The sequence below is a fragment of the Candidatus Defluviilinea gracilis genome (assembly GCF_057138825.1).
In genome coordinates, this window is sequence record NZ_DBNHEF010000065.1 from 77,392 (window position 1) to 97,590 (window position 20,199).

A 20,199-nucleotide genomic window follows, 5' to 3' on the forward strand; every position below is an offset into this window, starting at 1 on the left:
TCACCCATCAAAATACGCTTGACAGAGTACTAGATTCCTTGTGTTTTTCCTTTGTGACCGTCGTGTCCTTTGTGTTTGAAAAATGGTTTCCCGTTAAAAGCGGTAGAACCAAAACTTTTTTCGCTTGCTTTTTGAAATTCCCGCGATCACCTGCGTTTATCAGCCTCCAAACAGTTCGCCAGCGCAGTCATTCCCAGAGACCCGATGAGATTCCATCCGCTATCCTGCTGTATAATTCATTCAAGATGCCTTCCCAAAGCAATATCGAATTTCAACTCAAAGAAGCCGGCCAACTCGCCGAGGAAACAGCCTGGAGCGCGTTGGTCGAGCGCGAGGCGGGGTCGTGGCACATCCTTGAAAGCCACCATCTTCCGAAAAAGAATCAAGCGTCGTTGCTCGAATTTCTCTCCAAAGCAGAGGTGGACTCGTGGCTATGCGGCGCGGTGAGCGGCAGGCAAAGCCGTTCAGTCTCGCTTCCCGAATCCAGCGGGCTCGAAACAGGACGGTTAAACGCCTTCCCGCTGGTTGAGGCAACCCGCGTGATTCTTGTGGGCGCAAACCAACTCTCTAGCGCCTCACAACGACTATGGCGGCTGATCGCGTTTGGCATGAACGGAAACAAATCAACTGCCGACACCTCTGCCACCGCATCCGTAGCCGCGTCGCTTCTGGTTCCCGACTTGGATTCTGAAAACCCGTTTGATATGCCTCGCGCCCTGGACCGGGCGCTCACCTCGTTTATACGCCTCGTTGCTGTTCAGGGAGCCTGGCTCGCTGTCCGTCGCGGCGACTCGCTCGAAATCCGCGCGCAATGGAACGCGCCCCACCTCGCCGACACAGATCTTTTAATCGACGCCAATCCGCTCCTTCGCCGCATGAATCGCAACCTCACCCCAATGGTGGTTAATCGCGACGACGCGCTCTGGGCTGAAATCCCACACAAGGGGCTAAAGAGTAATACAAAGCTTTGGGCATGTATTCCCATCGTGATCGGCCAACGGGTGATCGGCAGTCTCGCAGTCTGGCGGACAAGCATCTTCAAACACGACGAGTGGAACCGGCTGATCGATCTCGTCACCCAGTCTGCGCCTGTGATCGAGACCATCATTACTTTTGCGGAAATGGCGAGCCACTTGCGCCGTCTCGCCATGCTGAACGATTTCGCCCTCACCGTATCATCGGGGCGCAACCTCGACCAGATCGCGCGCCGCATGTTTGCCCTGCTTGCCAGAGGATTCGGAACGGAACTGATCGCGCTCTTCCTGCTTTCCTCCGATAATCGGTTGATCCATGAATATCGATCGCAAGACGGCAACATGAACTCATCCATCCGCAATGCGCAAGAGGAAAAGTACGCCACACTGCTGGGTCAACAACAAAAGGCAAGGCTGGGCGATCCTCAACTCAAAGAGGTGACGCCGGTGCACAAAGGAGCGGCGTCCGGCTTGTACTTTCCTCTGCGGTTTCGCGGGCAAACGATCGGCATGTTGTGCGTGGAAGCGGCGAAAAACGAAGCGTTCGATTTTTACGACGAGAGCCTCATGGCGGTCATTGCCAGTCATCTCGCCAGCCTCGTTGACTACTCGCGGCTGCGCGAAGAAGCGGAGGGACGCGCCCGAAATCTTGGGTTGATCCACGAGGTGGTGCAACAGGTGATCGGCTTGACAGACGCCCGGCAAGTGGCGGAGATCTCGGCGGAATTGCTCGCCCGATACTTCGCCTACGAACTTGCGGCGGTCTTCATCGCCGACGCGCAGGGAGCGTTGACCATCGGCGGGTTTGGCGGAACCAGCCAAAATGTGGTGCGACGCGCGATGAAATCCTTCGAATACCCCATTAGCGGAGGCATCACCGGGCACGTCTTCGAAACCGGAGAGAGTTTAGTCTCCAACGATGTGGCGCAGGACAGCCGGTACCGCTCGCTCCATGGCTGGGAAGCGGGATCTGAAATGTGCGTGGCAATCCGAGACGGCGAAAGAGTATTGGGCATCATCGATGTGGAAAGCAGTTCGAGCAACGCGTTCACGCATAATGATTTTATGGCGCTTGAATCGCTCGCGGGCATCCTTGCCAGCGTCATCACCAGCGCAGATCAATACCAGCGCTTCCAAGCGACGATCGGCGAACTGCGCTCGACGCAGGGCGAACTGCGCGAACGCATGGAGGCGCAACGCAAAACGGAAAGCCGCCTCGTGCAAGCCGCTAAACTTGCGGCGGTCGGCGAAATGGCGGCAGGCATCGCGCACGAACTTAATAACCCGCTCACCTCAGTGACCGGCTTTGCCGAACTTGCTCTTGAGGAGACGCCTTCAGACAGCCAGGCGCGCAAAGACCTCGATCTCGTAGTGCGAGAAGCGCATCGCGCGCGCGATGTGGTGCGCCGCCTGTTGGATTTTTCGCGCCAAAGCGAAAGCGCGCGCGCCAAGACATCGCTCAACGAGATCGTCGAGGATGTGGTTGCGTTGAGTCGGCATCTCCTCCACACCAGCGGGGTTCGACTTTCGCTTCAACTTGACCCCAGTCTGCCGTGGATCATGGTAGACGCCAACCAGATCAAGCAAGTGGCGCTCAACCTCGTCCACAACGCTCTGCAAGCCATGCCCGACGGCGGCAAACTGGAGATCGAAACAAAGATATCCAAGCGACATCATCACAAAGGCGTCACCTTATTTGTGACCGATACCGGCGTGGGCATTTCGCCCGATGAACTGACCCGCATCTTCGAGCCATTCTTCACCACCCGCGGCGACCGAGGCGGCACAGGGTTGGGATTGTCCGTCACCTATGGGATCGTCACCGACCATGGCGGATATATCGATGTGGAAAGCGAACCCGGCAAGGGAGCGAAATTCACGGTCTGGCTACCGGTGGGAAATTGAAACCGCTTGAGATGAAAACGGATACTCCAACATGAAGCCTATTTCGATCCTTGTCGTCGACGATGAACCCGGCATCGCATCGCTTTGCAAACGCATCCTCGATCGTTCGAGTTACAAAGTCACCGCGCTGACCGATCCATCGATCGCCATCGAATACCTCCAACAAAATCGCTACGACCTGCTCCTCGTGGACATCCGCATGCCGGAGGTGGATGGATTCGACGTAATCTCTCGCGCGAAGATCGCGCAACCTGAGATCGCCGTCCTTGTTATGACGGGGTTTGGGACAGTCGAGACCGCCATTCGCGCCTTGCGGCAGGGCGTGGATGGACTACTTCTCAAGCCATTTGAAAACAGCGGCGAACTGCTAGAGTCGGTTCGTCAGGCGCTCATCGATAACCAACGAAAGCGCGATACAGCCCGCGTCCAGGCGCTGCGTCCGCTATTCAACGTTACCGAATCCCTGTTTGCCGAAACCGACTTGAATAAATTGCTCGACCTGATCCTCGCCGCAATTCGGGAACACTTGCATTGCGCGCGCGCCGCGATCTTTCAGGTAAAAGAAGGGCAAGTTGCCACCGTCGCGCAGATCGGCGACCCCATTCCTGTGGAGGACAATGCCACCGCCACAAATCTGATTGTCCAAGTAAACGATGACGGTAACCCCTTCATCGTCCACGCCACAGGACCCGGGGAACAGGAAACGCAAACGCTTCTTTCCGACATTGGGCTTGGTTCCGCCATCCTCATCCCAATCGCCCGCTCGAACATTCACACCGTGCTGGTCGCCGGGCGCGACGCGTCGGTGAGTCCATTTCGCGGCGCCGATCTCGAATTGTTCTTCGTCCTGGCGCGGCAGGCGATCGTCGCCATGGAAAACGCCCGCTTGTATGCAGACCTGCGCGAATATGTTCGCCGTGTGGAAGAATCACAACAGGCGCTCCTGCGCGCCGAAAAAATGGCGGCGGCGGGAAGGCTCACCGCGTCCATCGCGCACGAAGTCAACAACCCACTGCAGTCGGTGCAAAATTGTTTGCACCTCGCCGGGCGCGAAGATCTAGCGGCTGAAAAGCGGAAGGAGTATTTCGACCTTGCTCGCGCCGAACTCGACCGCCTCATGAAAACGATGCAACGCATGTTGGACTTTTATCGCCCCGGAGCGTCGCGCGTTGAGGAAGTGGACATACTCGAAGAATTAAAACACGTGATCAACCTCACCTCGCAACAATTCAGCCAGCGCAACATCCAGGTGATCACAGACTTGCCCGAATCACTGCCGATGATCTACGTGGTGAGCGGTCAGATCCAACAGATATTTTTCAACCTCGTCCTCAACGCTTTAGACGCCATGCCAATGGGAGGCGAGTTGAAAATCAGCGCGCGCCCCAAGAACCGCGGCGTCGAGTTGTTATTTGCCGATAACGGTCCCGGCATCCCGGAGACCCAACGCAATAACATCTTCGAGCCGTTCTTCAGCACCAAGGACGGAGGCACCGGACTGGGGCTCACTGTGAGTTACAATATCGTCACCGCTCACGGCGGCACGCTCGATCTCGTTGATCGCAAGGAGCCTGGCGCCTGCTTTCGGCTGTTCCTGCCATCGGGAAATAACTAACCGACGTTGCGCGGTAAAGCAGCCATGCAAGAGTTATCTCGCCATTCAGGTTGTTCTTGAGCAACAGCAACCTAAATGGCGCGTTACGAAGATCAGGCTGGCTTCAACTGCGTAACATCAGCGACCAATACCAATCGCATTTAAGGAAGCATAAGAATTCCTCACTTCAAGGGAGCAAACCATGAAATCGAACATCTTAGTGGTCGACGACGAGCCGGTTGCCCGGCAATCCATGACCGATATTCTGCGCCTCGAAGGGCTGGCTGTCAACTCTGTGCCGAATGGGCAGGCGGCAATCGAATTTGTCCGCACACACCCGGTCGAGTTGATGATCGTCGATCTGCGCATGCCCGGCATGGACGGGCTGGAAGTTGTGCAGGTGGTGAATCAGATTTCCCCTGAGACAGAGATCGTGCTTCTCACGGCATTCGCCACGACCGAGTCGGCGATCCAGGCTTTGCGTTTGCGCATCCACGATTATCTACTGAAGCCCGCCTCCCCCACGCAAGTGATCGCCAGCGTGAAGAAAGGGCTCGCCCGCCGCGACGCGCGTTTGAAGGCGCGAGGCGGAAACGCCTCCACCGATGTGGACGAGGGCAATGCCGAGTTCAATTTAAAAGACGGGACGTATATCGATCTATCGCGCCGCCTAATCCGCAAAAAGGATCATGTGATTCACCTGACCCCCGCCGAAGGGCGCTTGTTACGAGTGTTGATCGAAAACCCGGGGCGCGTCTATTCGCACCGCGAGTTGGTCCTGCTCGTGCAAGGATACGACACTTCCCAACGCGAGGCGCCTGAAATTCTTCGCCCGCTCGTCAGCCGCCTGCGCCACAAGATCGAGCCGTTCCCATCACTTTCCGACCGCATCGTGAGCGTTCGAGGGACGGGATATTTGTACGAGGGCGATAAGTAAGAGGGATATAACGATCTAGCCGGATGCATACGAACGGCGTGGCTGTTCCATCACCTCCATCAAATGAACCGCTGGAAAAATATCAAGTTCCACTTGTCGTACATGGCAAGATTTGGAATGTATTTGATCGCGGGTCGGGTATGCCAATCGTTTTCATGCACAACGGCGGTGGAAACCTTTGGAATTGGGCGCATCAACTTGAATATTTTTCTCCCAGCTTCCGTGTGATCGCTCCCGACTTGCCCGGGTTTGGACGATCACACCGGCCTTCTGAACCGCTTACCCTGGATGCATATGTGGAAGGTCTGTCGGAACTGCTTGATATCTTAGATTGCCCCAAGCCTATCCTGGTGGGAAATTGCATTGGTTCGTCAATTGCGCTTAAGTTCGCCTTACAAAAGCCTGAAAAAGCGACCGCGCTTGCGCTGTTCAATGTCTGTGGCGGCGCGCCAATGCTCAACCCATACCTGCAATTCTGGGCGACGTTACGCCCCGGCGCTGTTTTAGGAAAAGCAATTCACCGCTCCATCGTGAATTTCATGAGTCACCCCGGCTTACAACGCCTGCACTCACGTTTGATTTACGCGGACAACGAACCGAATCTCCATCCTTTACTGCGCCAATTCGCCGAACAACAACGCCTTGACGCTTCGTTAAGGGCGTCACTGTACTGGCTGATGATGGGATTGGATAGCTTTAACATCTTCAGCCAGCCTCAGCAAAAACCTATCCCCTTTTCGCCTGTATTGCTGGGCTGGGGAGCGCAGAACCGCACTCTAGCGACCCGCTGGGCTCAAGTGATTGCGAAGTGGCTTGCCCCCAATCAATTTTGGCTTATTGAGAATGCTGGTCATATGCCAATGTACGAGCAGCCCGAATTCGTAAACAAGATACTTGAAGACTTTTTTAGGCAGGGATATTGATTACCTCCTGCGGAAAATTCATCGCGCCGCTTCGACGAACTTCCTAAACAAATCCCTCGTCGGCTCTTGGTCTGTCAACCATTCGGGATGCCATTGCACGGCGAGACCAAAGGGATGGTCGGGTAATTCCACCGCTTCAACGAGTCCATCGGGCGCATACCCTGCCACGCGGAGCGCGGGAGCGATATCTTTGAGTCCTTGATGGTGATGGCTGTTGACGCGCACGATGGGGTTGCCAAGCACATCGGCAAAGCGAGTCCCCTCTTCGATCTTCACTTGATGGACCAACTCATGCCGCATATTGCCGGGATACGAATGATCGAGCGCGTTGGGGAATTGATCTGGCAGGTGCGTGTACAACGTCCCGCCGAGCGCCACATTCACCACCTGGCACCCGCGGCAGATGCCGAGGAACGGTTTGCCGTCCTCTGCGGCGGTTCGGGCGAGAGTCAACTCGATGGTGTCGCGTTCAGGCTCCACATCGGAGATGCGCGGATGCGCTTCTCCCGCGAAATGGTCGAGGGCGATGTCGCCTCCACCGGAGAGGAGAATCCCATCCAGTTTGGCGTAAAGCGCGTCCCAGCCATCGTCTGCAATAAGCGATGGAATCAAAACTGGGACGCCTCCCGCCTGGTGGATGGCATCCGCATACGCTTGTTGTAGCACGATGCGCGTTTGCCCGTATTCGTTATTTGAGAGATGGGTGGTAATTCCGATGAGCGGTTTCATGCCCCCTATTGTAAAAGACCTCGCAGGTTTTGAAAACCTGCGAGGTCTGCTTTCGCTAGTTATCGAACTTCTGCTTGAGGCGGGCAGATTTGCCGGTGCGCCCTCGCATGAAGTACAACTGAGCGCGGCGGACTTTATTATGGCGTTCGACCACCACTTTATCTACGCGGGGCGAGCGGAGCAGGAATGTGCGTTCGACGCCAACACCGTTCGATGCCACACGGCGCACGGTGATGGATTCTTCCGTGCCGCCCTTGCGGAAGCGGATGACCGTCCCTTTGAATTCCTGAATGCGTTCGCGCTCACCTTCCTTGATCTTCACGTGAACGTTTACTGTGTCGCCGGGTTGCATGGCGGGCACTTTTTCATTTTTTTTGGCTTCGAGAGCCTTGAGTATCTGCGACATTCTCTTTATTCCTTACAATGGTTTTTTGAGCGACGGCGGATTATAGCATGGCTTTTCGGGATGGACAAGCCAGTTTTATTGAACCTTTTTGAACCGCTAAGGACGCAAAGAACGCTAAGAAAACCTTTAAATCTTTGCGCTCTTAGCGGTCTTCGCGGTTAATGGCTTTCTGCTAAGAATACTTCCGAATTGCCAGCACCGCGTTATGCCCCCCAAACCCAAATGCATTGCTGATGGCGAACGAAATCTTCTTCTCCCGCGCCTGATTGGGAATATAATCCAAATCACAATCGGGATCGGGCGTTTCGTAATGGATGGTCGGCGGCAGAATACCCTCGCGGATGGCTTGCACGCAGAAGATCGCCTCCACCGCGCCGGTCGAGCCAAGCATGTGCCCGGTCATCGATTTAGTAGACGAAATAGGAATTTTATAAGCTAGATCGCCAAACGCAGATTTGACCACCCTCGTTTCAGATTTATCGTTGAGCGGAGTCCCAGTCCCATGCGCGTTGATGTAACCTACCTCCTCCACATTCGCCCCCGCCGAATGGAGAGCCATACGCACCGCGGCGGCTCCGCCCACCCCTTGTTCATGCGGCGCGGTAATGTGATAGGCGTCCGCCGTTGCCCCATATCCCGCAAGTTCCGCATAGATCGTTGCGCCGCGCGCTTTCGCATGCGATTCAGTTTCCAGCACGAGCGCCGCCGCGCCCTCGCCCATCACCAACCCATCGCGGTTTTTATCGAACGGCTGTGGCGTCATCGAATAATCCCCGCCCCGGCGCGACATTGCACCAACCCGGTCGAACGCGCCGACGCCTACTGAACAAATCGTCGCCTCCGAAGCGCCTGCCAGCACGGCATCGACCATGCCCGCCCGCAACATCAGAAACGCCATTCCGATACCATCGGAACCCGAAGCGCAAGCCGAAGCCACCGACATCGAAGGACCCTTGATGTGATAATCGATCGCGGCATGACCCGCCGCGCCATTCGCCATCAACATTGGGATCAGAAAGGGGCTGATTCGGCGGGGTCCTTCTTTCATATTGATGACGACCGCCTCTTCAAGCGACAAAATGCCCCCGATCGCCGAAGACAAAACAACCCCGATGCGACCCGCATTTTCCTCGTTGATCGTCAACCCAGAATCCTGTAACGCCTCTTTCACCGCGGCGGCGGCAAGTTGTTCGAACCGATCCCGCCGACGGGCTTCTTTGGCATCCATATAATTTTCCGGCTTGAAATTCTTGACCTCTGCGGCAAAGTGAACGTTATGCGCGGTCGAATCAAACAGCGTGATCGGAGCCACCCCCGAAACGCCGTTGATTAAATTCCGCCACGTTTCGCCCACACTCAACCCCAACGGATTGACCGTCCCCATTCCTGTAATAACAACTTTTTCCATTCAGTCCTCTACGATAATAATGTGATACACACAAGAACACTGGACAAGCGAACTCGTCACGCATTAAACCCAGCCCTTTGACGCGCCTCATTCCCAGCCGACGCCTGACTCTGCCGCGTAAATCTTTTCCTCCCCTCAGCCTTTCACCCCTCCCTCCAGCCGAAATTCCCCACGCCTGACCAACTCCCTGCCGACGCCTTGTCCTTGAAATTGTTTCAACACGTAAATGGCAAACAATTCGCCGAGAAATTTGCTATCGCCGCTGTGTTCTTTTCCGTAATTCGCAAAGCCGACGATCTGTTCATCTTTGATCGCAAGGAACGCGTCGCGTATCCCCTCTCCCTTTGGGAAAGGGTGAGGGTGATGGCGAGGGTAATTCATTCCCCCGCCTTCGGGATGTACTCCCCTTCCACCCAAAACTCGCCACTGGGACTCACTTCCTTTTTCCAAATTGGCACGATCTCTTTGAGTCGGTCAATCCCATACCGAGCGGCTTCGAACACTCCCGTATCGCGATGCGCGGCAGTGCAAGCGATTAACACAGTCGGGGTCTTCGGGTAGAGTTTGCCAATGCGCTGAACGATGGCGATTCCCTCAATCGCATCCCACCTCGCGCGGATCTCGTCCGCAACTTGTTTCATCTTCTCTTCCGCCATCGGGATGTACGCTTCGTACTCAAGATATTCTGTTTGGTGTTCGTCGCCGCGCTTCGTTTCGCCGCGCACCATGCCCGTGAATATCGCCGCCGCGCCCGTAGACGTGAGCGTGATTTGCGCGAGGAGATCATTCAAGTCAATCTCGTCTTCGGTGATGGAGAAAACGGTTGGAAGGTTGGAAGGTTGCATGTTGAAGGTCATCCTCCTGAGACGGGAGGGAAAAGACCAATTTCTGCGTTCGCTGGTATGACCGCCTCATCGAACGCGTACTCACGATTGATAGTGACCAACACGCTTTTCATGGAATCTTTCACCTTCGGATATTCCAACGAAAGCCTGTCTTTCAATCCTTGAATTGTCAGGTCAGTCGGCACATCCAAGTCGACCGATCGAACTCCCATCCGTTCGCGGATGGTGGCGAAGAAAAGTAATTTTACGTGGTTCATTTATAAACTCATATTAGACATTGTTCCGCGCAAATTGCGACATGAATGCTTGTCCTGAGTCTATCGAAGGGTCGCGTTACGGGTTTAGATCCAAACATCGTTCGGGGCTGTTTTCTCACTGACAACGTCGCCTGTGTTAACTGTACCCGCAGGTTCAATTAACAAAATATGACATTCTTCATTGGCAACTGGTTTATGCTCCACGCCTTTGGGGACGACATACATTTCACCTTCGTTCAAAGCGACATGCCCCGCGCGGAAGTGGATATCGAGCGTGCCTTTCAACACCAGAAAGGTTTCGTCTGTTTCGGGGTGATCGTGCCAGTCAAACTCTCCCAACACTTTCACCACTTTGAATTGATAATCGTTCATCTGCGCGACGATCTTCGGCGACCAATGCTCGGAGAACTTGGATAATTTATTTTGAAGGTTTATCGCATCTAGTTTCATTTTCTACCTGCTCACTGCTAACTGTTCACTGATTACTGATTACTGATTCACTACATCGCCACTCTGCCCGCCATGCTTCTCAATCAAGCGGATATTCTGAATCGTCATCGTCTTCTCTGCCGCTTTTGCCATGTCGTAAACCGTCAGCGCGGCGACTGAGACGGCGGTTAACGCTTCCATCTCCACGCCTGTTTTGCCGATTGTTTTCACAGTGGCGGTGACGATCACGCCTGGGAGCGACTCGTCGAGCGTCAGCTCTACATCCACTTTCGAGAGTGGGAGAGGATGACAAAGCGGAATCAAGTCGGAGGTCCGTTTTGAAGCGGTGATGCCTGCAATCTGCGCGACGGTCAGCACATCCCCTTTTTTCATCTGCCCCGCGCGGATCAAATCCAACGTCTCTATTTTCATGCGAACTTCGCCGCGCGCGATGGCGATCCGTTCGGTGTCGGGCTTGTGACTCACATCCACCATCTTCGCGTTGCCGTGTTCGTCGAGATGGGATAGTTTTGACATAAAAGGATTATATCGTAGTAACGACTTAAGTCGTTACTACGATATAATTTCAACCTATGGAGAACCTGCTCGGACGACAATTGAATTACACCGTCCAAACGCCCGTGTACGAGGGTCCCCTCGACCTGTTGCTCGACTTGATCGAGCGCGCCGAGTTGGACATCACCGCCGTTTCGCTGGCGCTGGTGACGGACCAATATCTCGCGTACATCAACGGCATGGAAGAGTTGAACGCGGACGAGATCTCCGCGTTCTTGGTGATCGCGGCGAAGTTGTTGCAAATAAAATCGGAAGCGTTGTTACCAAGACCGCCTGCGCGCGAAGCAGGCGAGGAAGATGCGGGGCAGTCGCTCGTTGACCAGTTGAAGTTATACAAACGCTTCAAAGAGATCGGCGGTTGGTTGCATGGGCGCCAAGACGAAAACTTGCGGACGTACTTGCGAATTGCTCCGCCTCCAAAAGTGGAACCGAAACTCGACCTGTCGAACCTCACGCTTGAAAAATTAGTGATGGCGGCAGAATCGGCGTTTGCAAAAGGCAGGGCGAAAGAACCGCTCGGAACGGTCATCGCGCCGCCGCGTGTGACCATCCGCGAAAAGATAGACATGATCGCAAAGATCATGAAAGATGTGCAACGCTCGACGTTCAGAGCAATGGTCACTGACGGCGCGTCGCGGCTGGAGATCGTCGTCACGTTTTTGGCGATGCTCGAACTCATCAAACGCTATCGCATCGACGCGCATCAGGAAGGTTTGTTCAGCGACATCGAGATCAACCGCACCGACGATTGGAAAGATGATGAGGAGTTGGAATTGGAATTTGAGTAAAGGGAAAGAGAGAATTGGAGAATTGGAGAATTGGAGAATTGGGGAACCAGAGACTGGAGATTAGAGACTGGAGATTGGTCAACAAAAGCCGTCCCAAAGGTCTTGGATACTCAACAAAGTTTTTCAAGGCATCCTTCGGGACGTTTTATCCAAGATGTATCTGTAACGTTGCCCAACCCACAAACTGATCAACGCTCCCGCATGATCGAAAACCATCACATCCCACACAGACGGGAATCGTCCGCGCACGAACGATTGATGATATTCATCCGTCGCGGCGTAGAGGATTGCGATCAGCCACACAAGCCAGCGAAGGTCTTTCCGAAAGTCCAGCGCGTACCAAACCCAAAACGCCAGCACGGCATATTCGAAGACGTGCCCCGATTTTTTGATGATCCGATCAACTAAACCGAAATTCGGTAATTCGTTCGAAGGCTGGGAGGAAAACCAAAAGATGACCGCCATCGTCAGCAAGGCGGGAAGCCATTTGAAAAGTTGGGTTCTCATAAAAAACGTCCCGCAGGTTAACTGAATGACGATGGTAGTCAATAAAACCTGCGGGACGATTCACGCTCGATCAAACATCCGTCAAACTGATCGCGACGGTACAACTTCCATCGCCCAGGTCAACACTTTGAATCACAACCGCCTTGCCGCTTGGGTCACCGTCGTAGACAATGCTGAACACGCCGTCTGAAATCGTCGTGAGCAATGCGCGTTCGACGTAGCCGCGCGAAACATATTCATCGCGATAAAACTTCAACACCTCTGCTTGCGGCAATTTGGTGTAATACAACAGACTACCGTCGCCCAAATCAACAACATTGTACGCATCCGCCGTGATCGGAAATCCCGAAGCGGATGTATCCGCGTTCCCACCCGAGTTATCTTGCGGCGCGGCTGTCGCGGGCGAATCGCCTCCACTGGGCGGAACGGGCGCGTCGCCGCCACCGCCGCCCCCGCTCAACAAGCTGCATGCCAACGAAGCCAAAGCCAGCACGGTCAACGCAAGAAAAATTTGTTTGAATTTCATGTCATCTCCTTTTCATCAATTCTATCATCCGCAACGAGTACAATTCACGCGATGATACAAACGGATGAGATCGTTTTACGCGACGGCGACTCGTGGCTTCACTTCACGAATCCTCAGCGCATAATTTCCGCCGATCAATTACACGACGTGCTACCCGCCCTGCGCGAGATCGAAGACGCAGTCAACGACGGATTCTATGCGGCAGGATTCCTCAGTTACGAATCCGCGCCCGCATTTGACGCCGCGCATCTGACTACCGAAACTTTCCGTCCTGAGCGGAGCGGAGCGCAGTCGAAGGACACGCTCGCACCACACGCTTCGACTTCGCTCCTCCAAGATCATTCGTCGCTCCGCTCAGCGCGGGATTTCCCTTACTTATGGTTTGGACTCTACCCTCAGCCTCGCCTCATATCGCTACCTCAGCCTGCCTCGCCCAAACCAGCCTTGACCTGGTCCCCGACCGTTTCGCACGACACGTACAACTCCGCCATCGAAAGAATCAAGAATCAGATCGCAGACGGGCGCACGTATCAAGTCAATTACACAATGCGATTGAAAACAGATTTCAACGCCGACACATGGAATTTCTTCCTCCATCTCACACAAAATCAAAACAACCACGCCGCGTACATAGACGCGGGACGCTTCGTTATCGCGTCCGCTTCACCTGAATTATTTTTTCAACTAGACGGCGAGACCGTCACCTGCCGCCCCATGAAAGGGACAACTCATCGAGGGCGCACCACGCTCGAAGATGTGAAGCAGGCTGAATGGTTGAAAGAATCGGAGAAGAATCGCGCCGAGAATGTGATGATCGTAGACATGATCCGCAACGATCTCGGTCGCATCGCAAAGACGGGAAGTGTTCGCGTCCCCGAATTGTTCGCCACAGAAAAATATCCCACGCTCTGGCAAATGACATCCACTGTGCGAGCAGAGACAGATGCGTCGCTGACCAAAATTTTCACCGCGTTATTTCCATGCGCGTCCATCACGGGCGCGCCGAAGGTCAGCACAATGCGGATCATCTCTGAACTCGAAACCACGCCACGCAAAGTCTACACAGGGAGCATCGGCTACATCGCGCCTCAGCGTAAGGCGACATTTAATGTCGCCATACGGACGATGCTAATTGACCGCGAGACTCAAACCGCTGAATACGGCGTCGGCGGCGGCATCGTCTGGGACTCGGAAAGCGGCGACGAATACGCCGAGGCATTGCTCAAAGCCCGCGTGCTGACCGAGTCGCCTCCGCAATTCTCGTTACTCGAAACCCTGCTGTGGACTCCCGAAGATGAATTCTTCCTGCACGATAAACACATCGCACGTTTATTGGATTCAGCAGAGTATTTTGATTTCCCAGTCACATCCCAACTTAGGTGGTCGAGTAGTCCCGCGCGTGCTGAGCGGAGCGATAGCGAAGTCGAAGCACCGCGGGACGTATCGAGACCACCACTTCCAAATGAAATCATCGAATCATACTTGAACGAAATTTCATCCCAATTCATATCCCCGCAACGCGTACGATTATTGCTCAACAAAAACGGCGACCTGAGTCACGAAGCAAAACCGTTTCAGCCAGCAAAAGAAGATTCTGTTTTAAAAGCATCGCTCGCTAAGCAACCCGTGAATTCAAACAATGTATTCCTCTTCCACAAAACCACCTACCGCGACATGTACGACTCCGCTCGAAAAGATTTCCTCGACTGCGACGATGTTCTCCTCTTCAACGAACACGGCGAATTGACTGAATTCACCATCGGCAACCTCGTCGTCGAAATGGACGGCAAAATCTACACGCCGCCTATCTCCTGCGGCTTGCTTGCAGGCACATTCCGCGCGCATTTGCTGGAAATGGGTCAGGTTGGAGAGAGAGTTATTCGAGTGGATGAAATTGAAAATTGCAAGAAAATATTTTTGGTGAATTCGGTGAGGAAGTGGCAAAGAGTCGAAATAACAAAGTGACTGTCACCTTGCAGGTGACAGTCACTGGCAGGGAGAAATGAGTCTTAAGATCTTTTTCTCAAGGGTCTCTGTGTACTCTGTGGCTGATTGATCCGCCCCATAAAATTTATTCACTCCTCCGCAAAAACTCTCTTATCGAAATCGAAGCCGCCGCGCCTTCGCCGACCGCCGAAGCGACCTGCTTGGTGCTTCCATGCCGCGCGTCGCCAGCGACGAAAATTCCCGACACATTCGTTTCGAACGGAAGCGGCGCGTGTTCGGCGTGCTCGTCATGCGTGAGTTCGTGTCCCGTCAGCACAAATCCCCATTTGTCCAACTCGACGTAATCTTTCAAGAATCCTGTGTTCGGAGTTTGACCGATGAAGACAAACGCCGCGGCAGGATGAACCTCTTCGATTTTATCGCTGTCTTTGAAATGATATTTGATCGTCTTCAATTTCGAGTCTTTGCCTTCAAAGGCATCCACGATCACGTTGTACTTCACGTCCACGCCTGAGTTCGGTTCATTGACCTTATCCACCGCGATCTGGCTCGCCGTGAGTCTATCGCCGCGCACGAGCAAGGTCACTTTGTCGGTAAAGTTGGTGAGATGCAAACCCTCCTCCACCGCCGAGTTGCCGCCGCCGACCACAACAATTTCCTTCGAGCCTTTGTAAAACGGACCGTCACACGTCGCGCAGAAATGAATCCCCGCGCCGATGTAATCGTCCTCGCCGGGGACTTCGAGCCTGCGATACGACGCGCCTGTTGCGATCAACACTGCCAGCGAGTGATAATGCTTGCCATCCGACATGTAGACTTCGTGATAGCCCTCCTCCCTTTCCATGCGCTCGACATCCACTGCCTGCAAAATCTCCACGCCGAAACGCCGCGCCTGTTGCGCCACACGGTCGGAGAATTCCTGTCCGCTGATGCCTTCGGGGAAGCCGGGGAAGTTGTCGAGTCCCACCGTGATGCCAGCCTGCCCGCCGAGTCCCGAACGTTCGACGAGGAGCACATCCGCGCCTTCGCGGGAGGCGTAGATCGCCGCAGTGAGTCCAGCAGGTCCACCGCCGATGATGATCAGGTCGTAGTATGTCTTCGATGCTTCGGTTTTGAGTCCCAGTTTCTTCGCCAACTCCGCATTGGAGGGCTCGACGAGGAATGTATCATCTTCAAAAACGATCGTGGGGATGATGCGCTTGCCGTTGTTGCGTTTCAACACATATTCTTCAGCGGATTTATCCTGCTCGATGTCGATCCACTTGTAAGGGACAAAATTCTCGCCCAGAAATTTCTTCGCGCGGCGGCAGTCGGGACACCAATACGCGCCGTAGACGGTTACTTTTGATTCCATAAATTCCTCTCGGTTGCTGATAATCTCATACCCATTGATGGCAAGAAATCCCAGCATCTTTCCTTGATTACTCAGGCTGAAATATTACATGCTCATGAACAAATTCCTCTTGGTCGCGGGCGCGGGCATTGATCTAGACAATTCTGAAAAACCCCTAACAAAAGTGAATATTCTGGGTATTGTGAAATCATTTTGTACACCGTACAATGGTCATGGATAAGATTAATAACTACATACGGGTGCGGGAACCTTGGACCTTTGAATTGATCGTCATTCAATTTTCATCATTTCATTATATTAATCAAACAAAGCCACGGTCAAATGAGTAGCAATGCCGACACGCAATCATTCTCTCCATCACCCGGAAAATCAAAAGTGGAGAAAAATAATGACCACGTTCAAATTTACTTTGATCCTGCGCCGATGCCTGATCGCCTTGTTACTGGCGGCGACCTTCCTGCGTCCCCAGAATGTTTACGCGGCTTCATTGCCTGCAGAGATCAACAAACAGTTTACGCCGCTTCAAATCGACGCGGGCGGCGTGTCTGTCATGCGGGTGACCATCTTCAACCCGAACATCTTCCCATTGACAAACGCCAGCTGGACAGACAACCTCATCGGGGTACAACCAGGCTTATTTATCGCCAACCCAGCCAACGTGGTGAATACCTGCGGCGCGATCGGCGATGTGACTGCCGTTCCGGGCACAACGACTCTCTCCCTCGCCAACGGAACTGTTCCGCCTCAGGTGGGGGCTACGCCGGGTCAGTGCTATGTGGAGGTCAACGTTTCCTCTGTGACGCCCGGCAACTTGATTAACACCATCCCCTCTGGGAACCTAAATTCACAAGGGAATGACGGCGGCACGATCGTGAACATCACCAACACCACACCCGCCAGCGCTACGATCACAGTCATTGCCGTATCGCCTCCCTCTCTCAGCAAGGGTTTTGCGCCTAATACTATTTTTGTCGGACAGAACAGCGTATTAACGATTCGCCTCAACAACAACGACGCGGACACGAATCTGACCGGCGCGACCTACACCGACACCCTGCCCGCCGGCTTGATCGTTGCCACACCCAACGGATTAACCCTTTCCAACTGCGGACCCGGCACAGCATCCGCGCCGTCGGGAGGAACGACGATCACCCTTAACAATGCCACAGTCACGCCCGCCCAGGATTGTCTTGTGGCAGTCAACGTTACCGGCGCGTCCGGGCAATATACCAACACAATCCCCGCCGGACCCGGCGGACCCGGCTCTCTTCAGACCAACCAGGGCGTTACTAACAATACTCCCGCCTCGGCAAACTTAAACGTTCAGCCGGTGGGGATTACGAAAGCTTTTTCACCGGCGACAATCGACGCCGGCGATACCAGCACCCTCACGATTACCCTGCAAAACCCAACCGGCGCGCCTTACACCGGCGTGGCAATCACCGATAACCTGACGACCATGGGGGCAGGCATCACAATTGCTGGCGCTCCAAGCGCAAACACCTGCGGCTTTACTATTAATCATGTAGTCGGCGCCACATTGATCAACGTCTCAGGCGGAACCATCCCCGCCAGCGCAACGCCACCCACGCCCGTTGGAACCTGTGTCATCTCCATCCCTGTGCAAGCCGCATTGACGATATCCGGTACCCGTACCAACACAATCCCCCCTAATACATTAACTGCCGACCAGCCTATCACGAACCTCCTGCCCGCCACCGCCTCCTTGACGATCAATGCCGCCTTGGTTGGCGCGAAAGCCTACTCGCCCGCGACGATCGTTGTCGGCGGCACGAGCACAGTAACCATCACTTTAACCAACCGAAGCAGTACTCCGCTAACAGGCGTCACCTTTACCGACGGGCTACCCGCAGGGCTTACAGTCTCAGTCGCGCCCGCAAGCCCGCAGTGCGGCGGAGCGGTGACCAATACAGTCAATTCGGTCACTCTGACCGGCGGCACCATACCTGCCAACGGAAGTTGTACCATTGTCTTCACGATCACAAGCAACACGGCCGGTTCATATGATAACGCGATTGCCGCCAACTCGATAGCAAATAACCAAGGGGTAGGCAATGCCGGGTTCAGCACGAATCCAGACCTGGTCGTTGTTAATTCCGCCAATCTCCCGGTAGGGATTCTCAAGGCATTCCAAACCAACCCCATCTCGCCCGGACAGACAAGCCGTCTGCGTATTACCATCGCGGCGCCAGCCGATATTTCCATATCGGGCATCAACCTCACCGACAATCTGCCGCCGGGTTTGGTTGTCGCCAATCCCCCTGTGCCGACCGAAAACTGCCCGGGTGGAACACTGACCGCTGTCAATGGAACCAATACCATCACCTTTACGAATACAGGGGCTGATGTGCTTGCCGCGGGACTCAGTTGTTTTTTTGATGTTTGGGTTACCTCCACAGCGCCGGGGACTTACACGAACACGATTCCCGCAAACGCAATCACCACAATCGAAGGGCGTTCCAACCTTACTCCTACATCTGCAACCATCCGCGTTACGAGCCTAAACGTTACCAAGGCCTTCTACCCGACAACTGTGCAGTCCGGCGGATCGTCCACAATGACGATCACCTTGGAAAACACAACCAATTCGCCTCTGATTAACGTCACGTTGACCGACAACTTGCCCGGCACCCCCACCGACGGTATCCGCGTTGCCGCAGTGCCTAACGCCAGCACAACGTGCACCGGCGGAGCGATCACGGCGAATCCCGGCTCCAATCAGGTTCTTATGACCGGTGGCACAGTTCCCGCCCAAGTGGGAGGCGTGCCGGGCTTATGCACCATTACAGTGGATGTGGTTGGGTTAGATAGCAGTCCTGGCTCGCCAAGCACACAGACCAACACCATTCCCGTTGCGAATGTTTCCGGCACTGTTCAAAGCACCGGAACTGTGATCCAGCCGAGGCTAGCCGCATCGGCATTCCTTGCCATCCAAAACCTGACCATGGGCATCGTCAAAGGATTTAACCCCGTGTTGGTGTACGGCGGCGCCTACTCCACCATGAGCGTTCAGTTGATTAATCCCAACACCACCGCAACCTTGACGGGCATCGCCTTCACCGATGACATGACCCTGCTTGGCGCCGGTATGCAACTCGCCAACCCGGTCACGTTCAACACCGGAACTTGTGGCGGCGTTCTGACCGGCAACCCCGGCGACTCATCCTTCTCCTTCAGCGGAGGAGTTTTGCCGCCGAGTTCATCCTGCACGCTCACTCTGCGCGTTGTAATGAACGTCAACGGGAATCTCACGAATCGAATTCCCGCCGGGTCCGTCACCACCTTCAACGGAGTTAGCAACGCCGACCCCACACAAGCATCCCTCACCAACTTGCCGGGCGTAAGCGTTACCAAGAGCTTTAATCCGGCGCAAGTGTTGACCAGCCAGCCGTCCACCCTGACGATTACCATCCGCAACACAAGCAACGTACCGGTCGTAAACATGGGACTGGCAGACAACTTGCCCGGCACCCTGCCCGATGGCTTGGAAGTTGCCAACCCCGCCAACGCAACCAACAATTGCGGAGGAACGCTTACCGCTGTTCCCGGCGCGCAAACCATTCAATTAAGCGGCGGCGGCTTGGCGGCGCTTGGCTCTCCCGGTGATAGTTGCATAATCACCGTTGACGTGATCAGCACTCGCCCCGGCACCTACGTGAACACCATCCCCGCCGGCGCGCTGACTGCCAATGGAGGCATCACCAACAACGACCCCGCCACCGACACGTTAACAGTGCTTCCCCGCTTCAGCCTCGGCAACCGCGTCTGGTTCGACACCGACAACTCCAGCGCGATCAACGGGACGGAAGTCGGCGTCGACGGCGTGACCGTCGAACTCTACGCGGCAGACGCGGGCGGGAATCCGACCGGCGCCTCCCTCGGGACGGCGGTCACCGCCAATGGCGGCTACTACCGCTTCGACAACCTGGGCGCGGGCGACTACGTGGTCGTCATCCCCTCCAGCCAACTCAACGGCGGCGTCTTGACCGGCTACTGGAGCAGCGGCACCACCCTCAACGGAACCGGAAGCGCGACCGAAACCGCCGCCCCCGATCCCGACAACAACATCGACA

General features: G+C 54.8%; 18 protein-coding genes. 7 read left to right on the plus strand and 11 right to left on the minus strand.

Going from position 1 to position 20,199, the window contains the following annotated elements; all coding sequences use genetic code 11:
• The first annotated feature begins 245 nt into the window (after positions 1-245).
• The 4 genes from AC16KF_RS10080 (at position 246) to AC16KF_RS10095 (ending at position 6,333) form a co-directional block, all read left to right on the plus strand.
• Positions 246-2,879, plus strand: a complete 2,634-nt coding sequence (locus AC16KF_RS10080) for a GAF domain-containing protein (protein WP_484037183.1) — start codon at positions 246-248, stop codon at positions 2,877-2,879.
• Positions 2,880-2,910: 31 nt separating this feature from the next.
• Positions 2,911-4,494, plus strand: coding sequence for a GAF domain-containing sensor histidine kinase (locus AC16KF_RS10085; RefSeq protein WP_484037184.1), 1,584 nt, complete (start codon positions 2,911-2,913; stop codon positions 4,492-4,494).
• 181 nt (positions 4,495-4,675) lie between these two features.
• Positions 4,676-5,410: a response regulator transcription factor gene (locus AC16KF_RS10090; protein WP_484037185.1), complete on the plus strand. Its 735-nt coding sequence runs from the start codon at positions 4,676-4,678 to the stop codon at positions 5,408-5,410.
• 38 nt (positions 5,411-5,448) lie between these two features.
• Complete coding sequence (locus AC16KF_RS10095; RefSeq protein WP_484037186.1) at positions 5,449-6,333, plus strand: alpha/beta fold hydrolase; 885 nt, start codon at positions 5,449-5,451, stop codon at positions 6,331-6,333.
• A gap of 18 nt (positions 6,334-6,351) precedes the next feature.
• Here the strand turns inward: AC16KF_RS10095 and AC16KF_RS10100 are convergent, their stop codons facing one another.
• The 8 genes from AC16KF_RS10100 to moaC all read right to left on the minus strand — a co-directional run bounded on the left by AC16KF_RS10100 (position 6,352) and on the right by moaC (position 10,944).
• Positions 6,352-7,062 (minus strand): gamma-glutamyl-gamma-aminobutyrate hydrolase family protein, encoded by a 711-nt coding sequence (locus AC16KF_RS10100; RefSeq protein ID WP_484037187.1) that lies wholly within the window; start codon positions 7,060-7,062, stop codon positions 6,352-6,354.
• 55 nt (positions 7,063-7,117) lie between these two features.
• A complete protein-coding gene (gene rplS / locus AC16KF_RS10105; RefSeq protein ID WP_484037188.1) occupies positions 7,118-7,468 on the minus strand; it encodes a 50S ribosomal protein L19 in 351 nt (116 codons plus the stop codon).
• 172 nt (positions 7,469-7,640) lie between these two features.
• A complete protein-coding gene (gene fabF / locus AC16KF_RS10110; RefSeq protein ID WP_484037189.1) occupies positions 7,641-8,876 on the minus strand; it encodes a beta-ketoacyl-ACP synthase II in 1,236 nt (411 codons plus the stop codon).
• Between the two features lie 135 nt (positions 8,877-9,011).
• Positions 9,012-9,257, minus strand: a complete 246-nt coding sequence (locus AC16KF_RS10115; RefSeq protein ID WP_484037190.1) for a GNAT family N-acetyltransferase — start codon at positions 9,255-9,257, stop codon at positions 9,012-9,014.
• Positions 9,254-9,721, minus strand: coding sequence for a molybdenum cofactor biosynthesis protein MoaE (locus AC16KF_RS10120; RefSeq protein WP_484037191.1), 468 nt, complete (start codon positions 9,719-9,721; stop codon positions 9,254-9,256). The genes AC16KF_RS10115 and AC16KF_RS10120 overlap by 4 nt, the downstream gene beginning before the upstream one ends.
• Before the next feature lie 8 nt (positions 9,722-9,729).
• On the minus strand, positions 9,730-9,978 hold the full coding sequence (locus AC16KF_RS10125) for a MoaD/ThiS family protein (protein ID WP_484037192.1): 249 nt from the start codon (positions 9,976-9,978) through the stop codon (positions 9,730-9,732).
• Positions 9,979-10,062: 84 nt separating this feature from the next.
• Entirely contained in the window at positions 10,063-10,428 is a 366-nt protein-coding gene (locus AC16KF_RS10130; RefSeq protein WP_484037193.1) for a cupin domain-containing protein, read from the minus strand.
• A gap of 39 nt (positions 10,429-10,467) precedes the next feature.
• Positions 10,468-10,944 (minus strand): cyclic pyranopterin monophosphate synthase MoaC, encoded by a 477-nt coding sequence (gene moaC, locus AC16KF_RS10135; RefSeq protein WP_484037194.1) that lies wholly within the window; start codon positions 10,942-10,944, stop codon positions 10,468-10,470.
• A 56-nt stretch (positions 10,945-11,000) separates the two neighbouring features.
• On the opposite strand from moaC, the gene AC16KF_RS10140 reads away from it, so the two are divergent.
• Positions 11,001-11,771 (plus strand): segregation and condensation protein A, encoded by a 771-nt coding sequence (locus AC16KF_RS10140; RefSeq protein WP_484037195.1) that lies wholly within the window; start codon positions 11,001-11,003, stop codon positions 11,769-11,771.
• 123 nt (positions 11,772-11,894) lie between these two features.
• Here AC16KF_RS10140 and AC16KF_RS10145 read toward each other — a convergent pair whose 3' ends face one another.
• Both AC16KF_RS10145 and AC16KF_RS10150 read right to left on the minus strand, forming a co-directional pair.
• Positions 11,895-12,278, minus strand: a complete 384-nt coding sequence (locus AC16KF_RS10145) for a VanZ family protein (protein ID WP_484037196.1) — start codon at positions 12,276-12,278, stop codon at positions 11,895-11,897.
• A gap of 70 nt (positions 12,279-12,348) precedes the next feature.
• Positions 12,349-12,804: a hypothetical protein gene (locus AC16KF_RS10150; protein ID WP_484037197.1), complete on the minus strand. Its 456-nt coding sequence runs from the start codon at positions 12,802-12,804 to the stop codon at positions 12,349-12,351.
• Between the two features lie 51 nt (positions 12,805-12,855).
• On the opposite strand from AC16KF_RS10150, the gene pabB reads away from it, so the two are divergent.
• Positions 12,856-14,769 (plus strand): aminodeoxychorismate synthase component I, encoded by a 1,914-nt coding sequence (gene pabB / locus AC16KF_RS10155; protein ID WP_484037198.1) that lies wholly within the window; start codon positions 12,856-12,858, stop codon positions 14,767-14,769.
• Between the two features lie 106 nt (positions 14,770-14,875).
• Here pabB and AC16KF_RS10160 read toward each other — a convergent pair whose 3' ends face one another.
• A complete protein-coding gene (locus tag AC16KF_RS10160; protein WP_484037199.1) occupies positions 14,876-16,105 on the minus strand; it encodes an FAD-dependent oxidoreductase in 1,230 nt (409 codons plus the stop codon).
• A 388-nt stretch (positions 16,106-16,493) separates the two neighbouring features.
• On the opposite strand from AC16KF_RS10160, the gene AC16KF_RS10165 reads away from it, so the two are divergent.
• Positions 16,494-20,199 (plus strand): beta strand repeat-containing protein (locus AC16KF_RS10165; protein WP_484037200.1); only part of this gene is annotated, 3,706 nt, incomplete at its 3' end.